A 15,422-nucleotide genomic window follows, 5' to 3' on the forward strand; every position below is an offset into this window, starting at 1 on the left:
CGGGCACGGCGCTTGCTCCGCCCCGGGCATCCCCGTTCGCCCGAAGGACGCGCCATGCACCTGCTCACAAGCCCCGACTGGTCGGAAATGCTCGCCTTCTCAGTCCCGCCGCTGGAAACCGTGATCCGGGGCAGCCTGATGTACTGGTTCATCTTCGTCCTGCTGCGGATCGCCGGGCGGCGCGACATCGGCTCGCTGGGCGTGGCCGACATGCTGGTGCTGGTGCTGATCGCCGACGCCGCGCAGAACGGCATGGCGGGGGACTACGTCTCCGTGATCGACGGCATGCTGCTGGTCGCCACCATCGTCGGCTGGACCGTGCTCATCGACCGCGCGGTCTACAGCATCCCCGCCCTGTCGCGGGCGCTGGCCATCGACCACATCTGCCTGGTGCGCGACGGCACCCTCATGCGCCGCAACCTGCGCCGCGAGGCCATCACCGAGGAAGAGCTGATGAGCGAACTGCGGCTGCAGGGCATCGACCGCCTGGCCCTGGTGCGGCGGGCCTACATCGAGGCCGACGGCAACATCAGCGTGCTGCGCGCGCACGGCGCCGGCGCCGCGGCGAAAGGCCGCTGACATGGTCCTGGCCGAGCTTTCCGCCCGCTACGGCGACATCTGGGGCGCCTGGTTCGGCGCCCTGATCCTGGCCGCCCTGATCTACCTCGGCCTGGCGACCCTGCTCAACGCGCTGCAGCGGCGCGCCCACGCCGAAACGCCCCACCGCGCCTATTTCAGGTCGCTGCTGGCGATCCTGGCGCGCAGCAACCGCCTGATTCTCGCGCTGCTCGCGCTGCTGATCGCCGCGCACGCCACCGGCGCCCTCCTGCCCTGGTGGCGCTGGCTGGACGCGCACGTCTGGTTCGCCCTGGTGGCCGTCCAGGCGGCGCTCTGGCTGGATGCCGCCTGCCTGTCGTTCCTGTCCATCGCCAAGGCCGGCACGCGGGCCAGCCCCGTCACCACCCTGCTGCTGTCCTACCTGCTGCGCACCGTCATCTGGATCGTGGCGATGCTCGCGGTGCTGGACAATCTCGGGGTCAACATCACCACGCTGGTGGCCAGCCTGGGCATCGGCGGCGTGGCGGTCGCCCTGGCGGTGCAGACCATCCTGAGCGACCTGTTCGCCTCGATCGCCATCGGCCTGGACAAGCCCTTCGAGCCGGGCGATTTCATCGTGTTCGGCTCGGTGGCGGGCAGCATCGAGCACATCGGCCTGAAGACCACCCGCATCCGCAGCCTGGGCGGCGAGCAGATCGTCTGTTCCAACACGGAACTGCTCAAGCAGACGATCCAGAACTACAAGCGGATGGAGCAGCGCCGCGTGGTCTTCACGCTGCACCTGCCCTACGGCGTGCCGGCCGACACGCTGGCCGCGCTGCCCGGCGACGTCCAGGCGCAGATCATGGCGCAGCCCGATACCCGCCACGACCGGGCGCACATCGCCCGCCTGGGCGACTGGGCCCTGGAACTGGAAGCGGTCTACTACGTCCTGAGCGCCGACTACAACCAGTACATGGACATCCAGCAGGCGATCAACCTGGGCATCCTGAAGGCGCTGGAGGCGCGCGGCATCGTCCTGACGCCGATGGAACGCACCGTCCGGCTGCGGCGGGATCCTCTTGCGCGGCCGGCCTCATGAGCGCCGCCCTGCGCATGGACGCCGCCCCGCACGGCGCCACCGCGGCGCGGCCCTGGGGCGCATTCGCCCAGCCGGACGGCGCGACGCTGTTCCGCCTCTGGGCGCCGCAGGCGCCGGCCGGGATGACCCTGGAAGTGGAGGGCCGGCCGCCGCTGCCCGCCGTCCCCGATGCCGAGGGCTACGTCGAGATCCGGGTCGCCGGCTGCCCGCCGGGCACGCGCTACCGCTACCGCCTGGCCGACGGCACGGCGATGCCCGATCCGGCCTCCCGGCTGCAGAACGGCGACATCCGCGATCCCAGCATCGTGGCCGATCCGGCGCCCTACCCCTGGCGCCACCCGGACTGGCGGCCGCGCCCCTGGGAGGAGTCGGTCATCCAGGAAGTGCACGCCGGCCTGTGCGGCGGCTACGCGGGCCTGTGCCGGCGCCTGCCGGACCTGGTGGCCCTGGGCGTCAACCTGATCGAACTGATGCCCATCGCCGACTTCCCCGGCGCGCGCAACTGGGGCTACGACGGCGTGCTGCCCTACGCGCCCGACCGCAGCTACGGCTCGCCCGAGGACCTCAAGCGCTTCGTCGATTGCGCCCACAGCCTGGACATCGGCGTCATGCTGGATCTCGTCTGCAACCACTTCGGCCCGGACGGCAACTACCTGCCCCGCTACGCGCCCTCGTTCTTCCGCACCGATGTCACGACGCCCTGGGGCGCCGCGATCGACTTCGGCCAGCCCGCCGTGCGGCGGTTCTTCGAGGACTGCGCCCACCGCTGGCTGGACGAATTCCGCATCGACGGCCTGCGCCTGGACGCCGTGCACGCCATCTTCGACGAGGACTGGCTGCGCGCCCTGCCGCGCCGGCTGCGCGAGCGGCTGCCGGGCCGCCGCGTGCACCTCGTGGTCGAGGACGACGCCAATCGCGCCGGCCTGCTGGAAGCCGGCTACGACGCGCAATGGAACGACGATCTGCACCACGTCCTGCACCATCTGCTGACCGGCGAGCGGCAGGGCTACTACGGCGACTACGGCCAGGAGCCCGCCGCCATCCTGGCGCGCTGCCTGGCCGAAGGCTGGCACTACCAGGGCCAGCCCTCGGCCCACCGGGGAGGCGCGCCGCGCGGCACGCCCAGCGCGCACCTGCCGCCCACGGCCTTCGTATCGTTCCTGCAGAACCACGACCAGATCGGCAACCGGGCGCACGGCGAACGGCTGACGGCGCTGTGCCCGAGCACCGCGCGCCTGCGCGCCGCCATCGCCCTGCAGCTGCTCTCCCCCGCGGTGCCGCTGCTGTTCATGGGCGAGGAATGCGGCTCGCGCACGCCCTTCCTCTATTTCACCAGCCATGCGGATCCCGCGCTGGCGGAGGCCGTGCGGCGCGGTCGCAGGGAAGCCGCCGAGGTCCTCATGAACGACGCGGCGCCCCGATCCGAACTGCCGGACCCGAACGCCGAGGCCACCTTCGCCGCCAGCCGGCCCGAGCCCTGCAACGACGCGGGACGCGAGTGGATGGGCTACTACGCCCGGCTGCTGGACCTGCGGGCGCGCTGCCTGGCGCCGCGCCTGCGCGGCGCCCGCTCGCTGGGCGCGCAGGCGCTCGGGCCGGCCGCGGTGCGGGCGGCCTGGCGCCTGGGCGACGGCTCCCGCCTGACGCTCTACGCCAACCTAGGATCCGCGGCCTGCCCCCTCCCGCAGGACCTGCGCGCCGCCGCGCCGGACGGCGGCGCCCTGCGCTTCGAGACCGACTGCGAGGCGCTGCTGCGGTTCCGGCTGGGCGAACTGGCGCCCGACTGCCTGCTGTGCTTCCTGGAGTCCGCGGCATGAGGGCGGCATGATCCCGCGCGCCACGGCCCGCCTGCAGCTGCACGCGGACTTCACCTTCGACGATGCCCGCGCCGTGCTGGACCATTACGCGGCCCTGGGCGTGAGCCACCTCTACCTCTCGCCCCTCACGCGCGCCCGGCCCGGCTCGACGCACGGCTACGACGTCATCGACCCCACCCGCGTCGACGAGGCGCTGGGCGGGCGGGCGGGGCTGCGCCGCCTGGCCGAGGATGCGGCCGCGCGGCGCATGGGCCTGATCGCCGACATCGTGCCCAACCACATGGCCGCCGATGCCCGCAACCCCTGGTGGCGCGACGTCCTGGAGCACGGCGCGGCCAGCGCGCACGCACGGGTCTTCGACATCGACTGGGCCGCCGGCGAGGGGCGCATCCTGCTGCCCCTGCTGCCCCGGTCCTACGGCGACGCGCTGGCGGCGGGCGACATCCGGCTGGTGCGCGGGCACGGCGCCGCCGCGGTGCTCGCGGGCGGGCAGACGCTGCCCCTGGCGCGCGGCGACGGGGACGCCGATCCGCGGGATTTCGATCCGGCCAGCGACGCCGGCCGCGCCCGCCTGCACGCGCTGCTCGAACGGCAGCACTACCGGCTGGCCTGGTGGCGCGCCGCCGCCTGCCGGCTCAACTGGCGGCGCTTCTTCCTGGTCAGCGAACTGGTGGGCGTGCGCGTCGAAGACCCCGCGGTGTTCCAGGCCACCCACGCGCTGATCCTGGACCTGTACGGCGAGGGCCTGCTCGACGGCCTGCGCATCGACCACATCGACGGGCTGGCCGAGCCGGGCGCGTACCTGCGCCGGCTGCGCGCGGCGCTGCAGGCCGCCGCGCCCGACCGCAATCCCTATCTGGTCGTGGAAAAGATCCTCGCCCCCGGCGAGACGCCGGACCGCCGCTGGCCGATCGAAGGCACCACCGGCTACGACTTCATGGACGATGCCGGGGCGCTGCTGCACGCGCCGGCGGCGCGCCGCCCCCTGCTCGCGTTCTGGCGCGCCTGCGGCGGATCGCCGCACCGCCACGCCCGCCAGCTGCGCGCCATCCGCGCCTCCCTGCTCGACCGGCAGATGGCCGGCGAATTCCGCGCCCTCGTCCAGGCCTGGGCGGCGGCGGCCCGGCACGACCCGCGCGCGCGCCGCTGGGGGACGGACGCCTGGCGGCGCCTGCTGCGCACCTGGCTGGCCGGCTTTCCGGTCTATCGCAGCTACGCCGAGGACGGCGGCCCCTCGGAGGCCGACCGCGCGGCATGGGCCGAGGCGGGCCGCGTCGCGCGGACCCGGCTGCCGGCGGAAGACGCCGGCCTGCTGGACCTGTGGCTGGCGTGGCTGGCCCCTCCGTCCCCGCGGGTCCTGCCCGCCCTGCGGCGCCTGCAGCAGCTGACGCCGCCGCTGGCCGCCAAGTCGCTGGAGGACACGCTCTTCTACCGCTACGGACCGCTGCTCTCGCGCAACGAAGTGGGCGCCTCGCCGCGGCGCTTCTCGCTGGACGGAGCGGCGTTCCATCGGCGCAACCTGCGCCGGGCGCGCGACTGGCCCCTGGCGATGCTGGCCACCGCCACGCACGACCACAAGCGCGGCGAGGACGTCCGCGCGCGCCTGGCGGCGCTGACGGAAATGCCCGGCCCCTGGACGCGCTTCGCCCTGCGCTGGCTGGAGCTGCCGCCCCGCAACCGGCTCGTCCCCACGGACCGGTACATGCTGTTGCAGACCCTGGTCGGATCCTGGCCCTCGGCCTGGCCGGCCGACGCGACGCGCCTGGATCCCCGGGCCGTGCGCGCCTGGCTGGCGCGCGTGGCGCAATGGCAGCGCAAGGCGCTGCGCGAGGCCGGGCTGCGCAGCTCGTGGACCGATCCCGATGCCGCCTACGAAGCCGACGCGCAGGCCTGTCTGGACGCCCTCGACCCGGACGCGGAAGACCCGCGGCCGCTCAAGACCCTGGCCGCCTTCGTGGCCCCGCTCGCGGCGCCCGGATGGATCAACGGCCTGGCGCAGGCCCTGCTGCGCAACACGGCGCCCGGCATCCCCGACCTCTACCAGGGCACGGAAACCTGGGACGAAAGCCTGGTCGATCCGGACAACCGCCGCCCGGTCGATCATCGCCGGCTGGATCGGCTGCTGGCCGGTCCGCCACCCCACGCGCCGACGCCGGCCGACTGGCGCGGCGGCCGCGTCAAGCAATACCTGATCCAGACCGCGCTGGCCCTGCGCGCCGCCCATCCCCGGCTGTTCTGCGCCGGTTCGGGCTACGTCCCCGTGGCCGCCGAAGGGCCGCGGGCGCGGCACGTGGTGGCCTTCCTGCGCGGCGGGGGGGACGACTGGGCGCTCGTCGTGGCGCCGCGCCTGTGCGCCCTGCCGCTGGCGGGCTACGCCCGGGGCGAGGCGGCCGAGGCCTGCCGCTACTGGGAGGGCACGGCCCTGGTGCTGCCGCCCGCGGGCGCCGGCGGCTGGAAGGACGTCCTGGGCGCAGGCGCCGCGGAGGCCGGGTCCGACGGCCGTCTGCCGCTCGCCGCGCTGCTGCGGCGCTGGCCGGTGGCGCTGTGCGTCAGGGCGGCCGGGGCTTCCGCACCCTAGGCCCGGGGATCCCCGGCCGCGAAGGCGGAGGCGGAGGCTGCGCCCGGGCCTCCCCGCGGATCAGGTCTCCGCGCAGCTGGTATCGCCGTGCAGGTCCGGCACCTCGTAGCCCGCCGCCGCATAGGCTTCGAGGCGGTTGTAGAGCGTCTTGGGGCTGACGCCCAGGATCGCGGCGGTCTGCTTCTTGACGCCGCCGCAGCACGACAGCGTCGCCAGGATCAGGCGCCGGTCCGCCTCGGCCAGGGTCTCGCCCACCCGCAGGGTGACGCTGCCGGCGGCCTCTTCCTCGTCGTCTTCCCGCATCGCCGAGGGCACGAGCAGGGCGTCGAGCTCGTCGCCCTCGGCCATGATGTAGGAGCGGCGCACCGCATTGCGCAGTTCGCGGACATTGCCCGGCCAGTCGTGCCGCCGCAGCCGCTCGATCGCCGCGTCGCTGAACCGGTTGTTCGTCCCGCCATCGGCGTTGAGCTCGTCCAGGAAGCGGTTGGCGAGCAGGATGACGTCGTCCCCCCGCTGGCGCAGCGGCGGCAGGACCAGCGGAAACACCGCCAGCCGGTAATACAGGTCTTCGCGCAGCTTGCCCTCGCGCACCGCCTCCTCGGGCGAACGGTTGGTCGCCGCCACCACCCGCACGTCGCAGGCGATCTCCTGGTGCGTGCCCACGCGCATGAAGCGGCCGGTCTCCAGTACCCGCAGCAGCTTGACCTGCAGGTCGAAGGACATCTCGGTGATCTCGTCGAGGAACAGCGTGCCGCCGTCGGCGCGCTCGAAATAGCCCTTGTGCTGCCGGTCGGCCCCGGTGTAGCTGCCGCGCTCGTGGCCGAACATCTCGTTCTCGATCAGACTGGGCGCGATGGCGCCGCAATTGACCGCCACGAAGGGCTTGCCGCCCCGCGGACTGCTCTGGTGGATGGCCTGCGCCACCAGCTCCTTGCCCGTGCCGCTCTCGCCCACCACGAACACGGTCATGGCGCTGGGGGCGACGCGCGAAATCTGCCGATAGACGTCCTGCATGGCCTCGGATTCGCCGAACATGCAGCCGAAATGCCCCTGCTCGCCCGACGCGCGGGGCCGGGGCGGCTTGCCGCGGGTGCCCGCCACGCGGCTCATCAGGGTGCGCAGCCGGTCCATGCAGACCGGCTTGACGAGATAGTCTCTGACCCCCAGGCGCAGCGCCTGCACCGCGTTGTCCATGTTGCCGTGGCCGGTGATGATCACCACTTCGCTGCCGACGGCCGCCGCGTTGCGGCATACCTCCATCCCGTCGCCCCCCGGCACGCACAGATCGGCCAGCACCAGATCGGGGGGACGCATGTCCAGCTGGATCAAGGCGTCCTTCACGCACGCTGCCTGAGCGACGGTGTAGCCGCACTCGCGGCCCAGCTCGACAAGCATCTCGCGCACCAGATCATCGTCATCGAGAATGAGCAGATGTGGCATGGCATGTCCTGATCAAGAAGAGATTGGACACCCGAGTGGCCGTTACTCCCGGTTTCGTTATCGATCGGCCCAGGTGCCAAACATAAGCTGCGGGGAGGACATCTACTATGCCTCATCCGGCCTGGACTGTCGGCGATTCCGCGCGAACATTTTCGTTTGTTAGCATTTGCACGCAGTCTGGAAAAAGACTGTGTGCGGATGCGCGGCGTCTTTTCCCGCGCCGCCCTTCCCCGCGCCGGCGGCCGGCGCGGGATTCCCGTCACGGCGCCGGCGGCTCCCGCCCGGCGCCGTCCGCCCCCGCGAGCAGCATGGCGCGCACGCGGGCCGCCAGCACGTCCAGGGTGAACGGCTTGACGATCAATTCCATGCCCGGAGCCGCTCCCGCCGCGTCCTTCGACGCCGCTTCGAGGTGTCCGGTCATGAAGAGCACCGGCAGGCCGGGGCGGCCCTCGCGCGCGCGCTCCGCGAGCGCGCGGCCGTCCATGCCGGGCAGCCCCACGTCGGTGATCAGCAGGTCCACCCGCCCGGCCCGCTCCAGGACGCGTACGCCCTCGACCCCGTCGGCGGCGCACAGCACGGTCGCCCCCAGCCCGGCGATCGCCTCGGTCATCATCTCGCGGACGGACTCGTTGTCCTCCACCAGCAGCACGACCGCCTGCGGCGGCACCTGCCGCTCGTCCGCCGCGGGTTCGGACACGGCCGCGGGCGCAGCCGCCGGCGCCGGCTCTCCGCTGCGGTCCTCGGAATGGCGCGGCAGCCAGATGCGCACCACCGTGCCCTCGCCGACCGTGCTCTCGATGTCCACCGCGCCGCCCGCCTGCTGCGCGAAACGGTAGCAGGTGGACAGGCCCAGGCCGGTGCCCGCGCCCACCGGCTTGGTCGTGAAGAAGGGCTCGAAGGTGCGCGCCAGGACTTCCGGCGTCATGCCGCCGCCGGTGTCGGCCACGGCCACCTCCACGAACTCGCCCGACAGCAGCCGGGGGAAGCGGCGCAGGCGCAGCCCGTCGAGCCGGACGTTGCGTACGCGCAGCGTGATGCCGCCGCCTTCCGGCATGGCGTCGCAGGCATTGATGACCAGGTTGAGCACCACGTTCTCGAACTGGCTGACGTCGCAGCGCACGGGCCACAGCCCCTCGTCGAACTCCATGTCCAGGACGACGCGCTCCCCGGTGTAGCGGCGGAACAGTTCCAGCATGGACCGCAAGGCGCCGGCGACGTCGCAGACGCGGGGATTGACCGGCTGCGGCCGCGAGAAGGCCAGCAGGCGCTGGGTCAGCTGGCCCGCGCGCTCGCAGGCGTCGGTCGCCATGCCGACGTAGCGCGGGATGGCGGCCACGTCGCCGCGGCGCAGGTGGCGCTCGACCAGGTACAGGGCGCCGGAGATGCCCTGCAGGATGTTGTTGAAATCGTGCGCGATGCCGCCCGTCAGGCGGCCGACCGCCTCCAGCTTCTGCGCCTGGCGCAGGGCGGTCTCGGCCTCGCTCAGCGCCTCGGCCTGGGCTTTCGCCTGCGTGTCGTCCCGGCCCGCCAGATACAGCAGCCCCTGGGCGAAGGAGGCCGTCCAGGTGATGCAGCTGTAGCCGCCGTCGCGCCTGCGCAGGCGGTTCTCCAGCGGACGCAGGCCGGAACTCCCGCTCTGGGCGGCCTGGGCCAGGAACAGGCGCGTCATGCGGCGGTCGTCCGGATGCAGCAGGGTCAGGAAGCCGCGCGCCAGGAACTGCTCCGGCGTCCAGCCCAGGATCGCGCGCACGGCGGGGCTGACGTTCAGGAAGCAGCCGGCCTCGTCCATGATGGCCAGGATTTCCGGCGACAGGCGCCAGATGCGGTCGCGCTCGGCGATGGTCTGCTCGACGCGCTCCTGCAATTGCAGCGGATGCGCCGCGCGTTCGGTCGCGTCGCACAGGCGTTCGGCGACTTCCTCGATGCAGGTCAGGTCCGCCAGCTGCGGCCGGAAGGTCTGCGCCGAACGCAGCACCAGGCCCTGGCCGGGCCGGCCCCAGCGGCCCAGCGGCACGACCAGGCCGTTCTCCTCCACGTCCGCCACGCGGGACAGGAACACGCTGCGCTCGCGCAGGATGGCCTTGCGCAGCGCCAGCCGGACCGCGCGCGACAGGGGCGCCGGCACGCCGCTGGGCGACCAGCTCGCCAGCACGCGGATGCCGTCCTCGTGGGGCTCCGGGCTCAGCAGGCAGACTTCGCTCAGCTCGAAATGCCGGCCCAGTGCCTCGCACACCGTCGATTCGATGCGCGCGGGCAGCTCGATGTGCCGCAGCCGGTCGCCCAGCGTCAGCTGGAAATTCTTGCGCCGCTGCTCTTCCAGCAGATTCTTCTCGGCCCGCTTGCGCGCCGACACGTCCAGCTGCATCGCCATCACGCGGTCCGTGCCCTCCCGCCGCAAATGTACTTCGTACCAGGCCGGTATCGGTCCCTCCACGCAGTATTCGATCTGCGCATGCTCGCCGGAGGCGAGGACTTCCGTGAACCGGTCCAGCAGTCCCGCCGGAGCGCGCCGCAGCACCTCCCTCAAGGTCCGGCCCACGCAGGTGCCGGGGGGAAGGCCGCATTGCAGCTCGAAGGCGGGATTGGCCTCCAGCAAGCGTAGTTCCCGGCACGCGCCCGCCTCGTCGCGCACCGCCTCGGCCATGAAAAATCCTTCCCGCATGCCCTCGAACATGCTGCGCCAGCGGCGGGCGCCTTCCCGCAGCGCCTGCTCGGTGCGCTGGCGCTCGATCGCCAGCGCCGCGGTCCGCGCGACCAGGGCGATGGCCTCGACATCGTGCTCCGTCGGCAGGCGGGGCTGGCGATAGTAATTGGAGAACACCCCCAGCAGGCGTCCGCCCACGTGCCGGATCGGCGAGGCCCAGCAGGCGCGCAGGCCGAAGGCGAGCAGGGGATCGCGCCACGCCGCCCAGTCCGGGTGCGCCGCGATGTCTTCGACGTAGACGGGTTCCCCGCTGCAGGCGGCCAGGCCCCAGCCCGCGGCATGCGGCCCCACGGGAACGCTGTCGAGCGCGGCCCGGCACTCGGCCGGCAGGCGCGGCGCAGCGCCCAGGCGCAGCCAGCCTGCCTCGTCGAGGAGATGGATGGAGGTCCACAAGGGTACGCTGGACTGCGCCTCGACCGTGCTCAGCATGTAGGCCAGCACGTCCGCCAGGGACTGCCCGGCGGCAATGCGCTGCAGCATGATGCTTTCGTCTTCCAGCCGCGCCCAGGTGTCGGACCACGGCTTGCCCCGCGAATGGGACCGCGTCAGCATGGCGTCTCCTCTCTGCGAGGCGTCGGCTGTCGGAACGGACCCTCGATTGCCCCCCCTGGTGAACGGCCGGGTTTGCGGCATCATGCGCGCGTTCGATTCCCCGGGCTGTTGCAATGTGAACCAATGTGTAAACACATACGAAGCCCCATGCGAAGCCCCCTGCGCAGCGCGGGCGGGGGAGCCCCGCGAGGCGATCCTTCCGGCACGGGCCTTGCTGGAACGCCGGCTCACGCGCGCATCCGCGAGCGCGCCTCATCACAAGGAGATCCGGCATGAGCGACCCCACTTCCGGCAAGGATGCCGACGCCGCGGCCCAGCGCCAGCGGACACTGCAACGCGAACAGGACGAACGCGACGCGCGCAAGCAGGCGCAGGGCGGCTCGAACCCGCGCGCTCCCGCCCAGCCCGGCACGCACGCGGAACCCGAGCCGCCGCTGCCGGCCCAGCACCAGGAGAAGCCCGGCGACGAATCGCGCCTGAATCCGGCGCCCCGCTACGACGCGCCGGACTATCGCGGCAGCGGCAAGCTGGAAGGCCGGACGGCCCTCATCACCGGCGGGGATTCGGGCATCGGCCGGGCGGTCGCCGTCCTGTACGCGCGCGAAGGCGCCGACGTCGCGGTGGTCTACCTGAACGAGCACGAGGACGCGGACCACACCCGCCGGGCCGTGCTGGCCGAAGGCGCGCGCTGCCTGACGATCAGCGGCGACGTCCGCGACACCCGCTTCTGCGAGGAAGCGGTGGCGAAAACCTTCGAGGAATTCGGCCGCCTGGACATCCTGGTGAACAACGCCGCCTTCCAGGAGCACGCCGACTCGCTGGACGGCCTGACCGACGAGCGCATCCGCGAGACCATCGACACCAACATCGGCGGCTATTTCCGCATGGCCCGCGCCGCCCTGCGCCACCTGCCCGAAGGCGGCTGCATCATCAACACGGGTTCCGTGACCGCCTTGCGCGGCAGTCCCCGGCTGCTGGACTATTCGGCCACCAAGGGCGCCATCCACGCCTTCACGCGCTCGCTGGCGGCCAATCTGGTCGAGCGCGGCATCCGCGTGAACGCGGTGGCGCCCGGCCCGGTCTGGACGCCCCTAAACCCGGCCGACAGCCCCGCCGGCAAGGTCGCGGACTTCGGCCGCAAGACCCAGTACGGGCGCCCGGCCCAGCCCGAGGAGCTGTCGCCCGCCTACGTCTTCCTGGCGGCGCCGAGCTGCTCGAGCTACATCACCGGCATCGTGCTGCCGGTCACCGGGACGGCGGGCGACTGACCGGGGCCGGGCGGCGCTGCGCCAGCCTGACCCGGGCCAGCTGGCGGGCCACGCCGGGGCCGACCGGCCGGCGGCACGCCCCCGTGGCGCGGCCATGCCGGACGGCGTCGCGCAGCGCGAGCCAGCGCGCGCGCCAGTCCGGCAGCCCCGCCAGGACGTTCCAGGCGCCGCTCAGCACGGCGCTCCACGGCAGGCGCATCCACGCCACCAGCAGGGCATTGCGCGCCAGCAGCCGGCGGCGGCCGGAGGCATCGCGGCGGGCCGAGGGCCAGTGCCGCGCCTCGATCTGGGGGGCATACAGGATGCGCCAGCCCCGCTCCAGCAGGTCGAGCGCCAGCAGCGATTCCTCGCAGCCGATGAACAGGGCCGGCCAGTAGCCCCCCGCCTGGCGGAAGGCCGATGTACGAAAGACGCAGGCTCCCGCCAGAAACCCGACCAGGGCCGGGCCGACATCCGGCTCTCCGTCCAGCGGACTGGCGGCCATCAGCGTGCAGGCCGGGTCGACGGCCCCTGACGCCCCCACCAGGACGCGCGCGCTCAGCACGGCGACGTCCGGATGGCGGTCCAGCAGGTCCTGGGCGCGCGCCAGGGCGCCGGGCAGCCAGCACACGTCGTCGTCGCAGAAGGCCACGTATTCGCTCGACACCGCGCGCACGCCCAGGTTGCGGCCCGCCGCCCCCAGGTTAGCGGGCGCGCAGACCAGATGGGCGCGCGGAAAGCGCCGCCGGATCTCGCGCACCGTGTCGTCGGTACTGGCATTGTCCACCACCACCAGCGGCACCTCGGGGGCGGCCGCCCCCAGGCGGCCGAGGGTGCGCAGCACCTCGTCGCGGCGGTTGTGGGTCAGGACGACCAGGCTCAGCCTGGACGGCGCGCGCTCAGCCATCGGCCTGCCCTTCGAGGCTGAGCCGCCAGTAATGCTCCGGCAGCGCGTCGTCGCCCCGCCCCGGCGTCAGGCCGAGGGGGCCGAGCTGGCTGGCGTAGGCCGCCACGGCGCGGCGCTTGACGGGCAGGTCGGCCGGCACGGTCAGCCAGGGCGTGGCGCGGATCCCCCGGGCGCGCAGGGCGGCCAGCCGCTGCTGCACCAGGCCCGAACGGCGGCGATAGAGCGCGTCCTCGTAGGCCACCCACAGGGGGCGGTCGCCCAGGACGCGCCAGGCCATCAGGGCGGCGTCGCTGACCCGCACGTGATCGTCGTGGAACAGGCCCAGCGGCAGCAGCACCAGCCGCGGGCGGATCCGCGCCAGTTCCCGCGCCAGGCGCGGCCCCAGCCCGTCGCAGCATCCCCCGTACTGGCTGTCGAGCAGGTCCAGCCGGATCTCGTCCGCGCGCAGCTGCGCCATGGCGTGCCGGTTTTCCTCGATGCGCGCCAGCACGGCGGCGCGGGCGCTGGGAAAGCCGCAGCGGCGGTCCCAGTCGGGCAGCGGCATGTCCTCCGGCGGCAGGCCGGCGCACACCGTCATGACGATGCTGCCCGGCCGGCCGGCCAGGAAGGCGCCGCACCCCAGCACCGCGTCGTCGAAATGGGGGGAAATGACCAGGATGCCGCCCTCGGGCAGGTCGCGGCGGACTACGTGCGGCGCCTCGGGCTGCGGCGCGGGCCGGCGCGCCGCATGCGGCCGCGGGACGTCCGGCGGGCCCGGGCTCATTGCGGCTTCTCCACGAGGAAGCTGCCGATCGCCAGGGCGTCCAGGGGCGAGGTATAGAACGCCTCCAGCGCATCCCGGGGCGTGCAGACCACCGGCCTGCCGCGCGTATTGAAGGAGGTGTTGACCAGCACCGGCACTCCGCAGCGCGCCTCGAACGCGCGCAGCACGTCGTAATAGCGCGGATTCTGCTCGCGCCGCACGGTCTGCACGCGGGCGGTGCCATCGATGTGGCGCACCGCGGCGATGCGGCCGGCGCACTGCGGCAGGACGTCGTAGACGAACAGCATGAACGGCGAACGCAGCTCGGCGCGGCCCATCGCATCGAACCATTCATGCGCCCGCTCCTCGATCACGACGGGCGCGACCGGCCTGAAGTCCTCGCGGTCCTTCAGGCCGTTGAGGCGCGACTGCATCTGCGGATCGAGCGGCGAGGCCAGGATCGAGCGGCTGCCCAGCGCGCGCGGACCGAATTCCATGCGTCCCTGGAACCAGGCCACCACCTTGTTCTGCGCCAGCAGGCGCGCGGCGGCGGAGGCGATGTCGTCCTCGCGGCGGTATTGCAGGTGGGCCCGCTCCAGCGTGCGGCGGATCTCCTCGTCGCCGTAGGCCGGGCCCAGATAGGCGTCTTCCATGACCCAGCGGCGGCCGTCCGCACGCACCTGGTAGTCGACGTACAGCGCCGCGCCCAGGGCGGTCCCCGCATCGCCGGCGGCGGGCTGCACCCAGACCCGCTCGAAGGGGCCGTCGCGCGCCACGCGCGAGTTCATCACGCAGTTCAGCGCCACGCCGCCGGCCATGCACAGCTCCGCCGCGCCCGTCCGCCGCCACAGCCATTGCGCCATGTGCAGGACGGTTTCCTCGAGCACGGACTGCAGCGAACTGGCGATGTCCATGTGGCGCTGCTCCAGCGGCTCGCCGCGCCGGCGCGGCGGCCCCAGGCGCTCGGCCAGCCGGGCCGGCTGGAGCGCGAATCCGCCGTTGTCGTCCAGGCGCAGGATGTCGCGGAACACCGAGCGGAACGCCGGCCGGCCGTACGAGGCCAGGGCCATCACCTTGTACTCGTCGCTGGCGTGCAGAAAGCCCAGGTAGCGCGTCGCTTCCTCGTACAGCAGGCCCAGCGAATGCGGCATCGAGATCTGCTTGAGGCGGGAGTACTCGCCCGCGGAAAAGTGCCCGTAGCTGGTGGTGACGCCCTCGCCGCGCCCGTCCATCGTCAGCACGGCGGGAGACTGGAACGGCGAGGCCAGGTAGGCGCTGGCCTCGTGGCACAGGTGGTGGTCCAGGAAGACCCAGCGTTCCTGGATGGCTTCCACGGTGGCGCCCTGGAACCGCGCGGCCAGGTGCAGCGGCGCGGCGGCGGCCAGCTGCCGCGGCGCGTTGAGCACGTAGCACAGGAAGAGCGGGTCCCACGGCGAATGGCCGTCCCGGGGCGCGCCGCGCAGCGAGGGCTCCAGCGGCAGGCGGATGTCGCCCTCCGGGGTGACCGAACCCTGGTCCAGCAGGGCCGGATCGAAGGCGTAGGCGATGCGGTGCACGTCGCCCAGCACGATGCCGGCTTCGCGCAGGCAGTAATCGATCGCATGGAACGGCAGCTGCCACGCCGTGAACGGCACCGGCCGCTTGCCGTGCTTGATGCCCGTGAAGCGCTCTTCCTCGGCGGCCGCCACGACCCGGCCGTCGCACACGAGCGCGGCCGAGCAATCGTGGAATGCCGCATTGATGCCCAGGGTGTACATGTTCATTCCCTCCCGTTTCCGCCTCGTTCCCTCGTCCGC

General features: G+C 72.9%; 10 protein-coding genes. 5 read left to right on the top strand and 5 right to left on the bottom strand.

Annotation, left to right across the window (positions count from 1 at the left end):
* The first annotated feature begins 54 nt into the window (after window positions 1-54).
* The 4 genes from BN940_RS13050 to treY are packed head-to-tail and all read left to right on the top strand — an operon-like array spanning window position 55 to window position 6,034.
* The gene (locus tag BN940_RS13050; protein WP_043683764.1) at window positions 55-579 is read left to right on the top strand and encodes a DUF421 domain-containing protein; all 525 of its coding nucleotides are present in this window, start codon (window positions 55-57) and stop codon (window positions 577-579) included.
* A gap of 1 nt (window position 580) precedes the next feature.
* Window positions 581-1,639 (top strand): mechanosensitive ion channel family protein, encoded by a 1,059-nt coding sequence (locus tag BN940_RS13055; RefSeq protein WP_052355851.1) that lies wholly within the window; start codon window positions 581-583, stop codon window positions 1,637-1,639.
* Window positions 1,636-3,456: a malto-oligosyltrehalose trehalohydrolase gene (gene treZ / locus BN940_RS13060; RefSeq protein WP_052355852.1), complete on the top strand. Its 1,821-nt coding sequence runs from the start codon at window positions 1,636-1,638 to the stop codon at window positions 3,454-3,456. The genes BN940_RS13055 and treZ overlap by 4 nt, the downstream gene beginning before the upstream one ends.
* Before the next feature lie 7 nt (window positions 3,457-3,463).
* The gene (treY, locus tag BN940_RS13065) at window positions 3,464-6,034 is read left to right on the top strand and encodes a malto-oligosyltrehalose synthase (RefSeq protein WP_148304965.1); all 2,571 of its coding nucleotides are present in this window, start codon (window positions 3,464-3,466) and stop codon (window positions 6,032-6,034) included.
* Between the two features lie 60 nt (window positions 6,035-6,094).
* On the opposite strand, the gene BN940_RS13070 is transcribed toward treY, so the two are convergent.
* Together BN940_RS13070 and BN940_RS13075 are read right to left on the bottom strand one after the other, a co-directional pair.
* Complete coding sequence (locus BN940_RS13070) at window positions 6,095-7,474, bottom strand: sigma-54-dependent transcriptional regulator (protein WP_043683770.1); 1,380 nt, start codon at window positions 7,472-7,474, stop codon at window positions 6,095-6,097.
* A gap of 259 nt (window positions 7,475-7,733) precedes the next feature.
* Complete coding sequence (locus BN940_RS13075) at window positions 7,734-10,730, bottom strand: ATP-binding protein (protein ID WP_043683772.1); 2,997 nt, start codon at window positions 10,728-10,730, stop codon at window positions 7,734-7,736.
* 272 nt (window positions 10,731-11,002) lie between these two features.
* Between BN940_RS13075 and BN940_RS13080 the strand changes: the two genes are divergently transcribed.
* Entirely contained in the window at window positions 11,003-11,998 is a 996-nt protein-coding gene (locus BN940_RS13080; protein WP_043683774.1) for an SDR family oxidoreductase, read from the top strand.
* Here the strand turns inward: BN940_RS13080 and BN940_RS13085 are convergent.
* Genes BN940_RS13085 through BN940_RS13095 form a run of 3 tightly spaced genes read right to left on the bottom strand, consistent with a single transcriptional unit; the run spans window position 11,976 to window position 15,383 of the window.
* Entirely contained in the window at window positions 11,976-12,884 is a 909-nt protein-coding gene (locus BN940_RS13085) for a glycosyltransferase family 2 protein (RefSeq protein ID WP_043683776.1), read from the bottom strand. The two genes, BN940_RS13080 and BN940_RS13085, sit on opposite strands and share 23 nt — an antisense overlap.
* Window positions 12,877-13,647 carry a PIG-L deacetylase family protein gene (locus tag BN940_RS13090; RefSeq protein ID WP_084330686.1) on the bottom strand — a complete coding sequence of 257 codons (771 nt, stop codon included), beginning with the start codon at window positions 13,645-13,647 and terminating at the stop codon, window positions 12,877-12,879. The genes BN940_RS13085 and BN940_RS13090 overlap by 8 nt, the downstream gene beginning before the upstream one ends.
* Entirely contained in the window at window positions 13,644-15,383 is a 1,740-nt protein-coding gene (locus BN940_RS13095; protein ID WP_052356096.1) for a carbamoyltransferase family protein, read from the bottom strand. The genes BN940_RS13090 and BN940_RS13095 overlap by 4 nt, the downstream gene beginning before the upstream one ends.
* Between the last annotated feature and the right edge of the window lie 39 nt (window positions 15,384-15,422).

The sequence above is a fragment of the Castellaniella defragrans 65Phen genome, from assembly GCF_000612685.1.
Classification (GTDB): Bacteria; Pseudomonadota; Gammaproteobacteria; order Burkholderiales; family Burkholderiaceae_B; genus Castellaniella; species Castellaniella defragrans.

What these genes read in the sequence shown, in the direction of transcription:
- BN940_RS13050 (WP_043683764.1), top strand. Translation starts at nt 55, where the DNA reads ATGCACCTGCTCACAAGCCCCGACTGGTCGGAAATGCTCGCCTTCTCA.
- BN940_RS13055 (WP_052355851.1), top strand. Translation starts at nt 581, where the DNA reads ATGGTCCTGGCCGAGCTTTCCGCCCGCTACGGCGACATCTGGGGCGCC.
- treZ (WP_052355852.1), top strand. Translation starts at nt 1,636, where the DNA reads ATGAGCGCCGCCCTGCGCATGGACGCCGCCCCGCACGGCGCCACCGCG.
- treY (WP_148304965.1), top strand. Translation starts at nt 3,464, where the DNA reads ATGATCCCGCGCGCCACGGCCCGCCTGCAGCTGCACGCGGACTTCACC.
- BN940_RS13070 (WP_043683770.1), bottom strand. Translation starts at nt 7,474, where the DNA reads ATGCCACATCTGCTCATTCTCGATGACGATGATCTGGTGCGCGAGATG.
- BN940_RS13075 (WP_043683772.1), bottom strand. Translation starts at nt 10,730, where the DNA reads ATGCTGACGCGGTCCCATTCGCGGGGCAAGCCGTGGTCCGACACCTGG.
- BN940_RS13080 (WP_043683774.1), top strand. Translation starts at nt 11,003, where the DNA reads ATGAGCGACCCCACTTCCGGCAAGGATGCCGACGCCGCGGCCCAGCGC.
- BN940_RS13085 (WP_043683776.1), bottom strand. Translation starts at nt 12,884, where the DNA reads ATGGCTGAGCGCGCGCCGTCCAGGCTGAGCCTGGTCGTCCTGACCCAC.
- BN940_RS13090 (WP_084330686.1), bottom strand. Translation starts at nt 13,647, where the DNA reads ATGAGCCCGGGCCCGCCGGACGTCCCGCGGCCGCATGCGGCGCGCCGG.
- BN940_RS13095 (WP_052356096.1), bottom strand. Translation starts at nt 15,383, where the DNA reads ATGTACACCCTGGGCATCAATGCGGCATTCCACGATTGCTCGGCCGCG.